The following is a 13534-nucleotide window of genomic DNA, read 5'->3' on the forward strand; positions in this document are numbered from 1 at the left end:
CTAGCACTATCAGGCGCTTGCCAACAGGCTCGCGCCGCCTTTTGCTATACGCGACGCGTTACTATCGCGAGCGCCAGCCCAAGATTCCCTATTAGCGTCTGACGGTATACGCCTGAACGTATAACCCCCCAGATCCGCGCAACGAATCGATTCTTTCTCGCCGCGGAAAAACGCTCAAGAATCTGTTTGTTTTCCGCAGTAAATTGGTGACTGATCGCCTGCAACGAAACAATATTATTATCAATCCAGCGCTGATAACGGCCGCGCCATAGTTCCCGTGCGCGCTTACTGTTGTTGCGAAAGCCACGATTGGTACCAATGCAATTCAAACTGTGCTGACGGTAACGAACCGTCGGCGTTGCATCATAATAAATTCGGCCATTGCAACCGCTGACGATCATATAGGCCCACCAGTCGTGAGAGGCCACAGGAACACTGTCACCGGCCTCACGAATCAGATCCATCAGTGCCTGATTGAAAACCATGGTATTGCCACCGGCAATATTTTGAACGAGCGCGTTCTGAAATTTTGCTGGCTTTGAAAAGAACGAAGAAAAACCGATACTCTGGCCGAGTTCATCAATCAGCTCCGTGCGCGAACAATAGAGCGCGGGCACAGAAGCATCTCCACTGGCCAGCCAATCCACAGCGATCCGGAGTTTGTCTTCATGCCAAATATCGTCTTGATCACACCAGGCGTAATAGTCGGCATTCACATCAGGTCGACAGCTAACCGTTAAAAAGTTGCGGACAAACCCCTCGACCGGACCGCCAGCCAGCTCGATACGCTCATGCCCCAGGCGCTCAACATGGGCAGTAACAATGGCTCGCGTAGAGTCGCTGGACCCATCGTCAGAAACATAGATTTTAAAGTCCTGATGGGTCTGACAAGCAATTGAACTTATTTGCTCTTCCAGAAAGCGCTCACCATTTCGAGTGCACAACAATACGGCGACAGAAGCATTAGCAGTCAAGCCCTCGCCATCCTTTGGCACGTGATTGAAATCTAAACTCGTTGAAATCCCGTTTACAGTCACGTTTCATCAATCCCCAAAATCTAAGTATCAGTGCCGATAGCAATAAAAATTGGCGCTTCACAAAACGAAAATACCTTCGAGCTTTTTTTGCGTGAAAGTCAGATTCGCTATGTACACAAACGCCATTATCGCCCATCAGAAAAATCTGATCTCGAAGGGGCATTTTCCACTCCAGCTGAAAGATTGTCTATCTTACGGTGAGTGAAAAACGCTTTTTACTACATTGCAAATTGCCACTAGTCGGCAATCATCCCTCATGATGTACGAAATGTCTTACAACCCCCGCAACGAACCTTGTCAGGCAAAACGGCAATAACCCTCAAAACGTCCTGAATTGAATGCCCTCAATATTTTCGTGACGCCCCGTAAAAAAGGAGCGCCGTCCAGCATTCATTGATATTCATCTCAAAAATACAATTTTCGAAATGTAAAAAGCGCTCTAATAAAAGCGCTCTAATAGACGCCTATTGATTGGCTTTAAAGATTCTGGAGTTCGCAATGCCCCATGAAGGCAACCTGCTACAAGCAGCCGTGGTGTTCCTGCTCGCGGCCGTGCTGACCGTGCCCCTGGCCAAGCGCCTGCAATTGGGCGCGGTGTTGGGCTATCTGTTTGCCGGTGTGATCATCGGCCCGTCGGTGCTGGGCCTGATCGGCAACCCGCAAAGCGTCGCGCAGTTCTCCGAACTGGGCGTGGTGTTGCTGCTGTTTATCATCGGCCTGGAACTGTCGCCCAAGCGTTTATGGGTGATGCGCAAGGCGGTATTTGGCGTCGGCCTGGCCCAGGTGCTGCTCACCGGCCTGGTCATGGGCGTGGTGGCGTTGTGGCTGTTTGGCCAATCGTGGAACAGCGCGATTGTGCTGGGCCTGGGCCTGGCGCTGTCGTCCACCGCATTCGGCCTGCAAAGCCTGGCCGAGCGCAAAGAGCTGAATCAGCCCCACGGCCGCTTGGCGTTTGCCATCCTGCTATTCCAGGACATCGCCGCGATCCCGCTGATTGCCATGGTGCCACTGCTGGCCGGTAGCGATCATCCGACCACCGAAGCCCAAGGCCTGAAACACGTCCTGCAGATCCTCGGCAGTATTGCCGTGGTGATCATCGGCGGGCGCTACCTGCTGCGGCCGGTGTTTCGCATCGTCGCCAAGACCGGCCTGCGCGAAGTGTCCACCGCCACCGCCTTGCTGGTGGTCATCGGCACCGCCTGGTTGATGGAACTGGTGGGCGTGTCCATGGCCCTTGGCGCGTTCCTCGCCGGCCTGCTGCTGGCAGACTCGGAATACCGCCACGAACTGGAATCCCAGATCGAGCCGTTCAAGGGCCTGCTGCTCGGGCTGTTTTTTATCAGCGTGGGCATGGGCGCCAACCTCAGCCTGCTGATCAGTTCGCCGCTGGTGGTGATCGGCCTGACCCTGCTGTTGATTGGTTTGAAGCTGCCGCTGCTGTACGCCGTGGGCCGCATGGTGGGTGATCTCAACCGTGAAAGCGCTCTGCGCCTGGGCGTGGTGCTGGCCGCGGGCGGTGAGTTCGCCTTTGTGGTGTTCAAGATCGGCCGCGACCAGGGCCTGTTCGAGCCACACCTCTATGACGTGCTGGTGCTGACCATCACCCTGTCCATGGCCGTCACACCGTTGTTGCTGCTGGTGTGCCCGAAGCTGTTCAAGCCCAAGGTCAAACCGGTGGAAGTACCCGAGGAATACCGCGCCATCGAAAGCGATGCGCCGCGCGTGGTGATCGCCGGCATGGGCCGGATGGGCCAGATCGTCGCGCGGATCCTGCGCGCGCAGAACATCTCCTTCATCGCCCTCGACACCTCGGTGGAAACCATCGAACTGACCCGCAGTTTCGGCGGTATGCCAGTGTTCTACGGTGACCCACAACGTCCTGAGATCCTGCACGCAGCCAAGGTCGACCAGGCGGAGTTCTTCGTGATCGCCATGGACGACCCGGAGATCAATATCAAGACCGCCGAACGGGTGCGTAACCTCTACCCGCACATGAAGATCATCGCCCGTGCGCGTAACCGCCAGCACGTGCACCGCCTGGTGGACCTGGATGCTTCGCCGGTTCGCGAGACCTTCTACTCCAGCCTGGAAATGAGCCGCCGTACCCTGGTGGGCCTTGGGTTGAGCCAGGCCCAGGCCGATGCCCGCATCACCCGCTTCAAGAACCACGACCTGCAATTGCTCGCCGCCCAGCACGCGGTGTACGACGATGCGGCCAAGGTGATGCAGACCGCTCAGGAAGCGCGGACAGAGCTGGCGCGACTGTTTGAGATGGATCGGCTTGAGGAGGAGTCCGACAAGGTGTGAGGCTAAGGATGAACGATATTGCGATTTTTCTGACAGAATACGCCGCAATTTCGTTCATCCTTGGAGCGCTTCATGGTCAATTTCACCAAGACCGCAGTCCTGTTGGCCCTAGCGCTTACCGCCGGCAGCGTATTCGCCGCCGCCAAGCCGGCCATGCAAACCATCTCCACCTTGGGCGGTAAATTCAGCTTCAACCTACCCAAGGCCTACGCCGCCGACACCCTCCCGGCCGGCAAGGCCGAGGATGGCACCGCTGATACCCAAGGCACGATGTACGCCAACCAGACCACGAAAAGTGTGGTGATCGTCGCCGAAACCGTGCGTAAAGACGGTGTAACCATCAAGGACAACGACCCGCAATTCCTCGACGGCGCCGTGGCTGGTTTCGTCAAGGACCAGAGCTCCGCACTGCCCGATTTCAAAAAGCTGAGCGAAAAGAAACTGACCTTCAAGGGCCTCGGCCTGCGTCAGGTGGACAGCACCGCCACCCAGGGCGGTGGCAAGACCTTGAACTCCACGTTCCTCGGCGGCTCCGGCAACCACTTGCTGGTAATCCAGGCGATCTCGCGGGCCGATGATGCGAAAGGGCATGCAGAGCTGGTGAAGCAGATTACCGGCGGCAAATAACAAAGAGTCCTGACAACCCCCATCAAATGTGGGAGGGGACTTGCCCTAATGCCAGTCAGTTAAGCGTACATCGCCTCCTGTAGGAGCGAGCTTGCTCGCGAAAAACGTCAACGATAACGCGTGCTTCCTGAATGAACGCGGCGCCTGTGAGTTTTTCGCGAGCAAGCTCGCTCCTACAAAAAGCCTTAACTGACTGGCATTAGCGCAAGCCCCCTCCCACCTTCATTCAGCGCGCTCACTTCAAATTCGTTTCCAGCCACGCTTTCAAGTCCTGCACTTCCGCCTCACTGACGGTGTGGTTCATCCCCGGATAGCCATGAAACTCCGGCTTCAATCCAAGTCCCACCAACACCTCATTCGCCCGCGTCGCCGACGCATACGGCAGTGCCTGGTCCAGGGTCCCGTGGCCGATAAAGATCGCCAGTTTGTTCAAGCGTTCATCCGGCTTGAGCTCAGCCTTGAGCACCGGCAGCACGCTGCCACTCAACGCTGCAATCCCGCGCACCAACTGCGGGTCACGTAAAGCCACTTCATACGACATGATCGCGCCCTGGCTGAACCCCACCAGAAACACCCGGTCAGGCTGGGTGTGATACTTGGCGGTGGCTTTGCCGACAAAGTCCTTGATCAGCTTGGCGCTGCTCTGCAAATCGGCGGTTACACCATCGTAATCGCCGTCACCCGGGGTCTTGGTAAACCAGCGAAAGCCACTCGGCTGCACCGGTGTCGGCGCGCGGGCCGACAAGTAGGTCCACGTGGACGGCAGCGCGTCCTTGATGCCGAACAGGTCTTCCTCATTACTGCCAAACCCGTGCAGGAAAATCACCAGCGGCTCGTTGCGCGCGTCGCTCTGGGTCTGCTCCAGGTAGGCCAGCGGCAAGTCCGTGTGCAAGGTGGCATCGGCCTGGGCGGTGCCGGCCGCCAGGGTCAGCGCTAGGGCAAACAGTTTGAGCATGGGAAGTGACCTCAGGGTTTGCGCAATAAATAGGTATCCATGATCCAGCCATTTTCCAGGCGCGCGGCCTTGCGCACCCGTTCGATCTGTTCAGCCACCTCAGCGACCTTGCCGCTGATCAGGATTTCATCCGGCGTGCCCAAGTAGGCCCCCCAGTAAATATCCAGGTCCTGATCAGCCACGGTGCGGTAGGAATCTTCAGCGTCCAGCATCACCACCAGGGTATCGGCATCACTCGCCTGCCCCGCCGCCAGGCGACGCCCGGTGGTGATCTCGATGGACTTGCCGATGCGGTTCAATGCCACCTTATGCTGGGCCGCCAGGGCTTGCACGCTGGTGATGCCGGGAATCACTTCAAACTCAAAAGTGCAGCGGCCACTGGCGAGGATCGCCTGCAGGATGCGGATGGTGCTGTCGTACAGCGCAGGGTCACCCCAGGCCAGGAAAGCGCCCACTTCACCGTCGGCCATTTCCTCGTTGATCATGCGCTCGAAGGTGGCCTGCTTGTCGCGGTTGAGGTCCCGCACGGCGGTGGTGTAGTCGACATCGCCGCGCACCCGCTCGGGGCAATCGGCCTCGACAAAGCGGTAGCCCGGCTCGGTGATATAGGTCTCGCAGATCTCACGCCGCAGGTCGATCAGCTTGTCCTTGCTCTGGCCCTTGTCCATCAGGAAAAACACGTCGGTGCGGTTCAGCGCCTTCACGGCCTGCATCGTGATGTAGTCAGGGTTGCCGGCGCCAATGCCGATGATCAGGATGCGTTTCATGGGTTGCTCTCAGTGCGGGGCGTGGATTTTGCCATGTTCACGCACTCAGGCGTGAGTTTCCAGGCGCAGGCGCCACACCGTATTAAAGCGCAGCTCGGTAGCGGACAACGGCTCGATGTCGATTCGATAGAACATCGACACCGGGAACTGCATCACGTAGAGCATCGCGGCGCGGATCACAAACGGGTGGGTGATGGCCACGATGTGCCCAGGTTGGGTCTCAAGGGTTTTCATCCACACGGCGACCCGTGCGCAAATCTGATCAACCGACTCGCCACCATGGGGCGCACTGGCGCTGTGGGTCATCCAGGCCATCAACGCATCGCCGTCCAACTGGCTGATGGCCTGGCCCTTCCAATCGCCAAAGTTGCCATCGCGCAGGGCGTCCTCAATCAACGCGTCACTGCCGAACAACCCCGCCGTCTGCCGGGCACGTGCCTCGGGCGCGCACACCAGACGCTGGATTTTCGTATAGCGCTCGGCCAGGGACAGCGCTGCGGCTTGCCAATCCATCGCCACGGACTCGTTATCGGGAAAGCGCGCGAACTTTTGAGCAGCCGTCGCGGCATGGCAAATGAGGGTCAAACGGGTGGCCTGCATCACTGCTCACTCTGCATCGGGAAAGCGCTCTGTATACACCTGATACACACCTGCGGAACCGTCGAGTTTAAACATACCACTCCCTACAAGCCACACGGCCCACGCATCAAAGCGCGATCACGGTGTCGCCTTTTCCCTGACTCTTACGAGAATACATTATGAAAATCTCGCCCCAGATACTTGCCGTACAACCGCAGAAGGCCGGTCAAGAAAATGAAGTGTCAGAACATCCGAGAGCCAAACGCTCACTGATTCAAACCGTCACACAGTGGCCTGTGAACCCATCCCAGCCCTCCCCTACGAATGCCCGTTTTCAACGCATCCAGGAACACAGCAAACAATTGGTGGCGAAAAGCGACACGCAGATGGCAAGCCAGTATTGCGCTGCCTTGATGGCGCTGGAAAGTCAGAAATCCTCAGTGATAAAAAACCCTGACCAGCCCCCCACGGTCACAGACATTCCAGCGTTCTCCACCTTCGGCCAGGCTTGGGCACTCTTCACACTGGCGCTCAAACAAGATCCGTTTGCACGTTATGCCAGAGACAACAACATCGATATTTCCAGCCTGAGGTGGTTCCCCCACGCGGATGCGATGGAATGCAGCATCAATGGCAAGACCCAACTCTTCTCGCGCAATACGCCGGGCTGGAAAGAAGCCAGCGCCGCTGTCGCCGCCGCCGCAAAAGAGGTGGCGGCCGGTCGAGTGGAATCGTTCCCCTACACCGGCGAACGCAGCGCTCCCATTGACGTGGTGGGTAACTTCTATAGCGAAGAGCCCGTGAACCATCAAAGCGGACTGCTCAGTTCAATCCGCGACTTACAGAAGCATGGTCAATTCGCGTCCCTGAGGCCCTTCAACGGTCCACTTACGCCGCAAGTCACCCGCGTCAGGGCGGCACAAGCCGAAGTAGAGAACGCCATCGCCACGGCCACCTATAGCCACACCCTTGGTGTAGCAGACGCCAACCGCACGCCGACCCCTTCGGAACGTGTCGAGGAAGCCGACCGGGAAGTTGCTCGCCAAGTCAGCCGCTGGGTGACCTACAAAGCCACATACCCCGGCACCAGTGCCAATGGGAGCACCACCGGTATTCCTGAAGACTCTTCCTATGCGCAGGCCGTGCAAGTCTACAACGAGGCCCTCTCCAGCGACGCGTTTAAAAGATTCATGCAGGCACACAATATAGATCCCAGCACTGTACAGATCCATGTGAATGGGACGCTGTTGGGCTTGGGGTCGGACTCAGACGGCAGCCTCAAATGGCTCACATTCCCCGCTGAACATACACAGTGGGCTGCCCTTCGACCTGACATTGTGAAAGCGGCCAGCGCGATAGCAGGTAGAGATCCGATGAGCTTGCCGAACTACAACTACGTTGAGGACAGGTACCCCATGACGGGCATCCTGGATTTTTACGGCGTGCGCGAGCATTACGGCTCTGCGCAGTGGCTCGAACAAAACACTGGACTGATTCGCGACGGTTTCCCCGCCCTGCTCAAAAACAATCCTCCCAACGACATCCCCTCCCTTGCGGTGCGCGAACGCCAACAGGCCGCCAAACAGCGCCTGGCGCACATCGAAGGGCTGCCATCCCCAAGCGTCCCGACGCCCACGCCGCCGTTCAGGCGCACCCTGATCGATAAGGCTATTAACACGCCAGCCGCATCGTCTGCGCCGTCCTCCGGCGGGCCGGTGAACATCATCGGCCAGCGCCTGTTTGAAGGGGAGCCGAACATGCAGACAGTGGTAGCCGGATTGCTCAAAGACGCCATCAGTAAGACATCCCCCTCGCTGAATGTGGATGTCCAGCAGTTGGCCTTCGCCGTCCCCGACCCGGCAAATCCCGGTCAATTCCTGGAAACACCGCTGATGGAGTTGGCCATTAACCACGTAGAGGGCGCTGATGCTCCGGTGTTCAGCAGTGACGGCAAGTTTGTCGACACCCGCGCGGACGTACAGGCACGTACCGGCGCCCCTGCGGGCACCGCGCTCGACATCGATAAAGCAGCTGTCCAACAGGCTATCAGCCAGTTGCCAGGTAAACTGAACGAAGCACTTCAGACAGCCAGGCTCGATTATTGGGGCAGGCCACCGTTCAATGACCCCATTCCTGGTTCAGGCACCGACACGTCAGTGAGTGTCACGCCCATTTTCGCCGGAGACCGCCGGTTGATGCTCAGTGACCTGGTACGTAACAACCTGCGCCTGGCCAGCATCAAGCAACCGGGGCTGGATGACGAGCAACGCGAAACCCTGGACATGCTCGTGAGGTATCCCCAGGGCTCGACACGCCCCAAACTGGCGGATGATTCTGAAGTAGCCGTGCACATGCTGGCCAGCACCGAGAATAACCATTCAGACACCCCGGAGTTTCAAACCCCCAACCTGGTTATCGAACGCAAGGTCGCAGGGCGCACGATCGTATTGGTCTGCGAACCGAGCGGCAAGGTAACCCCTTATTCCTCCCTGGCTGCCGTTAAAGATAGATGGGACCAACACCTCGAACAGGCAAGACCACACGAAACATTCAGCACCCACTTGACCAAGGTAGACGTCGATGCGTTCTATATCCAGGCGAACATCATTATCAAGGGGCATGGAGCAAAAGCAGTGGCCACCGAGCCAACACTGCTCGACACGCAGCGACCGGATCGCTCTCAGCACAAGGTGTCCGATTGGATAAAAAATACCTCCGATGCCAACCGCTTCATCTTGCACGACCTAGTCCTGGAACTGGCGGGTTATATGTACCGCCACAAAGAGCAAACCTATAACAGCGGTATCCCGGACATCCGTACTTTTATCCAGAGCCAATTAAACGCGCTCTCACCGCCTCCCGTCCCCTATGACATCAATGATGTGGAAGTGGTATTCCACACGCCGTATGCCGTGCCGGTCAGCGGGTTCGGAGCCATCCAAACCACCAGGATGTCCCTCAGCGACGCCTTCATTCAAAACCTTGCAGGACTACCGGGCGGTCGCATAGAGGTTCGTCACAAACCGACCGGGGCATTGATACCCGCCTTGGGGCAAGAGGGTGCTCTCAAAGAACTGATTCAAAAAATAGATGCCGGCAAAAACTATCCCGAGCTGCTTAAACGCGAGTTGCTCAACGACCCCGCCAAAAAGACAGAACGTCAATTACGCTTTGCGCAACAAGTGCCAATCGAGTTGAAGATGAAAGCCTTGGAGCTGACCAGTAAAGGCGCTGAGGGTTTTGATAACGCCGTGGGTTACCGGTACCTCCAGGCAATACTTGACCCCACGCCAGGGAAAAAGTATGTCAATGGCAACGAGATCACGATGCGTCCCTTGGCGTTCGAACGCGAGCCGGGCGCCACACCCGATGTCGTCGAAAACATGTTCCTGATCGAACCCAAGGACAGCTCGGTAGGCCCGCATATTCTCTATCGCCCCTTGATAGCAGAAGAGCCCTTGCTACAGTTTCCTTCGCGCCAGGCGTTAATGGAGGCACTGCGTAAAACAAAGTCGCTCCAAGATAACGTAGTTGCCTGGCTACCTGATGAAGCGACCCGCACCATTTATGATCACGGTGGTTTCAGCGAGCCCCATCTACCGAGAAACAGAGTGTTTATCGATGAATTCACGTTACCGAGCAGGCCTGCCGCCCCAACGTTGGCGACCAACGGCGATGCCATCGACAAACTTGCAGAGAAGGTGCAATCCGGGCAACTGATGGACCACCTCTACGATGCCAACGCCAACGCCCTGGCAACATTGGCCGAGCGCCAATCGGTGTCCAATTCGCAAAGCCGTTGGGCGACCTTCAAAGAAGGCGGCTTCCTGCTGCTCAACGCAATACTGCCGGCCCTTCGCGGGCCTGCGGCCGTTGTGGGCCTGGCACTGCAGACCCAGGGCATCCTCGGCGATCTTAAAACCTTGGCCAGTGAAAAGGAGGGCAACAAGGACGCGGCTATGGCGGATCTGTTGGCCAGCCTGGCATCGTTGGTGCTTCATTCCAGTGTGCGGCGACAATCCAAACCGGCAAGCGTTGCCCCACCGAGGCAGGTGCCGCCCAAACCACCCATAACGGTCGTTGAAAACAATCATTTGCCCACCACCGAAGTAACAACCTCGACTGCAACAGATGGAACACAATATCGCCCCATCATTGAAGCCTTCCAAAAAGACGGATTACTGATCAGAACCCTTCAGCTCAGGAACGCGCATCTGGAGTTTCATAACACCGGTGAGAACCTTGACAGCATTCGTGCGCAGGGCGAGGCCAATAGAGGACACGGCGGGCTGCGCAAATGGAGCCTGGCTCAAGCAGACTTGTTGCCCAACTACTACAAAATGGGTGACAACGCTGGAGCCCTGCCGCGAAACATGGCCATCCTGGCGCTGCCGGAAAAACTCCAGGACAACATCACGGCCATACATGAAAAAGACGCCTTCTCTGGGAACATCCAGGCCGACACGCGATACCTGGGGCGGGAGAAGGCCCGTGAAGGCATGCAAGGCTTATTGAATGACCTGAAGAACCAACAAGGCGAGCACCCCGGCAGCGCGCTTGAAAACAGCGAAATACAGACGGTAGGCGTGCCACCCGATGCACTGGTCGGCCTGGTTTTCTATGGTTCAAACGGTCAGACCTGGGAGGCCGCCAAGCCACAGTTCCAGAAAGCCATTAACCGAGCCGGCCCTGAGTTCGATGGGAAGTCATACCCTGTCTTTACCTACAAGGTAGAGGGGGGAAAAACCAAGCTGGAATACCTCGAAACACTGAAGGTTGATACCAAGACCGGCTAGCAACACCCTTTGCCGGCCAACGCGCGTTAATCAAACCACTCCCGCCGCCCCTCGAACGTACCCACGATCAGCTCGACGATCATCTGTACCGCTTCGGGGTGGCGCACCTGGGCATTCACCGCCAGCCACACCTGGCGCTGCATGCGCTCGGCCAGCAACCCCGGCAACGCCACCAGTCCCCGGTCGAAGCTGCTCATGTAGTGCGGCAGCAAACCGATGCAGGCGCCGCAGCGGATCATCTCCAGCATCAGCGAATAGGCATGCACCTGCACCACCGCCGCCAGGCGCTGTTGCACCACCTGGTTCCACGGCTGCAAGGCGTCGACCTGGGCGTCCGGCTGCCATTGCACCAGCATGTAGTCGGCCAGGTCTTCCACGCTGTCCGGGCGCGTGATCAGCCGTGAATAGCGCTTGGCGATATGCGGCAGGTACTGCAAGCGCGCCAGCGCCCGCGGCGGTTCGGTGACAAAGCTCGGGCCCGGCTGCGGGCCATCGGTGTCCGCCAGCCACAGCACCACATCCACGTCCACCGCTTGCAGTGACAAGTGGCTGTCGAGGGAGATGATCTCCAGGCGCACGCTGGCATTGCGGCGCAGCAAGGCGATCAGATCGCGGCCGAGGATGTCGTGCAGGATCGGTTCGGCCACCGCCAGGCGAATCAGCGGCTGCTCCAGCACTGGCAGGCGCCGTTCATGGGCCAGGGCGATGAGTTGAGCCTGCAATTGCTGGCCATCACGGCTGAGCACCAAGCCATTGCCCTGGTAAACGAACAGCGAATGGCGCAGGTGTTCTTCCAACTGCGCCAGGCGCTTGCGCAACAGGGTCGCCTTGATATTCAGGCTGCGCGCAGCCTGCATGAAACAGCCGCAGCGCGCACTCACCAGAAAGTAGCGCGCCACCTCCGGATCGATCTCGCCGGCCAGGGCCAGCCAGGCACTGCGCGGCTCGGAAGGTGCGCGGTAGGCAGTGGGCCCCTGTGGGGCAGACGGTTCTAGAAATGCCATGGGAGACTCCCTGTCTGGTTGGTCTGTGCATCCAATGCGGGTTGAGGCGTGTTACTCCAGCACTTTGTTCAACTCGGCGCCGTCGATACTCAAGGTCGCGGTGTTGAGCATGCCTTCCAGGTAGGCCTTGGCGATCTGCTCCTGGCGCTGGGCGCGCAGGGCCTGGGTCAGGCGTTCACGCAGTTCGTCCAGGGTGGCCGTGCGCGCCGGCTGCTGGCCGATGAGCTTGAGCACATGGAACCCGGCCGGACTTTGCACCACGTCCGAGACCGCACCGACCTTGAGACGCGCCACCGCGCCCCGCACTTCCGGCACGAGTTGCTGCAACGGCTGCATTCCCGAGTCACCACCGCGCGCGGCGCTGTCGGGATCCTGGGAAAACTGCGTGGCCAGGGCGGCAAAATCAGCCGGCGCGGCCTGGGCCTTGCGGCTCAGTTCCTGGGCCTGACGCCGTACGGCGTCGAGGTTTTGCGGGTCATTCACCGCGAGGAAAATCTGGCTCACCCGGTACAACGGCGGCGTCACCCACTGCGCCTTGCCACTGTCGTAGGCCTGCTGCAGTTCGGCGGCGCTGGGGTAGTCCGCCGGTACCTGGCTGACCGACAGCATGTAGTCGCGAAACACAATCTGCTCGGTGGCGGCGCGGGTCTGCTGCTCCACCTCAGGGCGCTGGCGCCAACCCTGGGCATCGGCCTGTTCGAGCACGGCCTTTTGCGCCAGGCGCGAGCGAATCCAGGTTTCCAGGGCGCCACGGTTGCCGCGCAGTTGCTCGCGGGATTCGGCCGGCAGGCTGGCCAGTACGCTTTTCAGCTCCGGCAGGTCAATCTGCTGGTTGCCCAGGCGTGCCACCGCCGGCCCACTCGCTGCCGGATTGATCACCGGCGCCGGCTGCTGCGCCGCTACCGGGTCACTGCCCGGTCGCAGGCTCAAGCCCACCGCCACCACCAGCAAGGCCAGCGCACCCGCGCCGACCATCAGGGTTGGCTTTTTCACAGGACCGGTGCCTCTTCGCCCACCGCTGCGGCCTGCAACTGCGCCGCCTGCTGGCTGTACTCACGCAGGTAGACGATAAACTCCTGCAACAGGCGGTCCCACAATTCCAGCTGGCTGCGCAGGTGCGTGGCGCCAACGCCAGCCACCACCACGTCCATTTCCATCAGCAGGAACTCACCCTGCACCGACAACCGCGCGAAGCGCCGCGAGGCGTTCCATACCGGTGCCAGGCCTTCGGGCAACGCGCCCTGCACCCGCAGCGCGCAGCTGTAGGTGAAATCCACATAGCTGCCCTGCTCCGCCGCCGGGTTACCAAAGCGCACGGCGAAGCCGATGCCCTGGCTGGCGCTGAGCAATTGCACGATACCGTTCTGTTCGCTCTGGTTAACCCGGTAGCCGGCGTCCTGCAACAGTTCGGTGAGGCTCTGGACGGTGACGCTGGTGATCAATTCGCTCATGGTGATCTCTT

General features: G+C 59.0%; 10 protein-coding genes. 3 read left to right on the forward strand and 7 right to left on the reverse strand.

Translation table 11 applies throughout. The features are described 5' to 3' along the window. Window positions 1-44: 44 nt before the first annotated feature. Complete coding sequence (locus tag AD670_RS30040) at window positions 45-974, reverse strand: glycosyltransferase family 2 protein (protein ID WP_256243963.1); 930 nt, start codon at window positions 972-974, stop codon at window positions 45-47. Between the two features lie 561 nt (window positions 975-1535). Here AD670_RS30040 and AD670_RS30045 point away from each other — a divergent pair. Both AD670_RS30045 and AD670_RS30050 read left to right on the forward strand, forming a co-directional pair. Further along, on the forward strand, window positions 1536-3344 hold the full coding sequence (locus AD670_RS30045) for a monovalent cation:proton antiporter-2 (CPA2) family protein (protein ID WP_053140730.1): 1809 nt from the start codon (window positions 1536-1538) through the stop codon (window positions 3342-3344). 72 nt (window positions 3345-3416) lie between these two features. Then, a complete protein-coding gene (locus AD670_RS30050; RefSeq protein WP_053140733.1) occupies window positions 3417-3971 on the forward strand; it encodes a hypothetical protein in 555 nt (184 codons plus the stop codon). A 235-nt stretch (window positions 3972-4206) separates the two neighbouring features. Here AD670_RS30050 and AD670_RS30055 read toward each other — a convergent pair whose 3' ends face one another. The 3 genes from AD670_RS30055 to AD670_RS30065 are packed head-to-tail and all read right to left on the reverse strand — an operon-like array spanning window position 4207 to window position 6293. Then, on the reverse strand, window positions 4207-4926 hold the full coding sequence (locus AD670_RS30055; RefSeq protein ID WP_053140735.1) for an alpha/beta hydrolase: 720 nt from the start codon (window positions 4924-4926) through the stop codon (window positions 4207-4209). 11 nt (window positions 4927-4937) lie between these two features. Beyond that, window positions 4938-5693, reverse strand: coding sequence for a precorrin-6A synthase (deacetylating) (gene cobF / locus AD670_RS30060; protein WP_053140738.1), 756 nt, complete (start codon window positions 5691-5693; stop codon window positions 4938-4940). Window positions 5694-5738: 45 nt separating this feature from the next. Beyond that, complete coding sequence (locus AD670_RS30065; protein WP_053140741.1) at window positions 5739-6293, reverse strand: histidine phosphatase family protein; 555 nt, start codon at window positions 6291-6293, stop codon at window positions 5739-5741. 158 nt (window positions 6294-6451) lie between these two features. Here AD670_RS30065 and AD670_RS30070 point away from each other — a divergent pair, with 158 nt between their 5' ends. Continuing rightward, window positions 6452-11068: a dermonecrotic toxin domain-containing protein gene (locus tag AD670_RS30070; RefSeq protein WP_053140743.1), complete on the forward strand. Its 4617-nt coding sequence runs from the start codon at window positions 6452-6454 to the stop codon at window positions 11066-11068. Between the two features lie 26 nt (window positions 11069-11094). On the opposite strand, the gene AD670_RS30075 is transcribed toward AD670_RS30070, so the two are convergent. From AD670_RS30075 to AD670_RS30085, 3 genes are read right to left on the reverse strand one after another with little or no spacing between them, the layout of a single operon-like run. Continuing rightward, window positions 11095-12072 carry a LysR family transcriptional regulator gene (locus AD670_RS30075; protein ID WP_053140746.1) on the reverse strand — a complete coding sequence of 326 codons (978 nt, stop codon included), beginning with the start codon at window positions 12070-12072 and terminating at the stop codon, window positions 11095-11097. Between the two features lie 51 nt (window positions 12073-12123). Further along, window positions 12124-13065: a peptidylprolyl isomerase gene (locus AD670_RS30080; protein WP_053140749.1), complete on the reverse strand. Its 942-nt coding sequence runs from the start codon at window positions 13063-13065 to the stop codon at window positions 12124-12126. Further along, window positions 13062-13523 carry a YbjN domain-containing protein gene (locus AD670_RS30085; RefSeq protein WP_053140753.1) on the reverse strand — a complete coding sequence of 154 codons (462 nt, stop codon included), beginning with the start codon at window positions 13521-13523 and terminating at the stop codon, window positions 13062-13064. The genes AD670_RS30080 and AD670_RS30085 overlap by 4 nt, the downstream gene beginning before the upstream one ends. Between the last annotated feature and the right edge of the window lie 11 nt (window positions 13524-13534).

It is taken from the genome of Pseudomonas sp. MIACH (assembly GCF_001269925.1).
In the GTDB taxonomy this organism is placed as follows: Bacteria; Pseudomonadota; Gammaproteobacteria; order Pseudomonadales; family Pseudomonadaceae; genus Aquipseudomonas.

Excerpts from the sequence above, each read along its gene's own strand:
- AD670_RS30050 (WP_053140733.1), top strand. The coding sequence starts at position 3,417 with ATGGTCAATTTCACCAAGACCGCAGTCCTGTTGGCCCTAGCGCTTACC.
- AD670_RS30065 (WP_053140741.1), bottom strand. The coding sequence starts at position 6,293 with ATGCAGGCCACCCGTTTGACCCTCATTTGCCATGCCGCGACGGCTGCT.
- AD670_RS30055 (WP_053140735.1), bottom strand. The coding sequence starts at position 4,926 with ATGCTCAAACTGTTTGCCCTAGCGCTGACCCTGGCGGCCGGCACCGCC.
- AD670_RS30085 (WP_053140753.1), bottom strand. The coding sequence starts at position 13,523 with ATGAGCGAATTGATCACCAGCGTCACCGTCCAGAGCCTCACCGAACTG.
- AD670_RS30070 (WP_053140743.1), top strand. The coding sequence starts at position 6,452 with ATGAAAATCTCGCCCCAGATACTTGCCGTACAACCGCAGAAGGCCGGT.
- cobF (WP_053140738.1), bottom strand. The coding sequence starts at position 5,693 with ATGAAACGCATCCTGATCATCGGCATTGGCGCCGGCAACCCTGACTAC.
- AD670_RS30075 (WP_053140746.1), bottom strand. The coding sequence starts at position 12,072 with ATGGCATTTCTAGAACCGTCTGCCCCACAGGGGCCCACTGCCTACCGC.
- AD670_RS30045 (WP_053140730.1), top strand. The coding sequence starts at position 1,536 with ATGCCCCATGAAGGCAACCTGCTACAAGCAGCCGTGGTGTTCCTGCTC.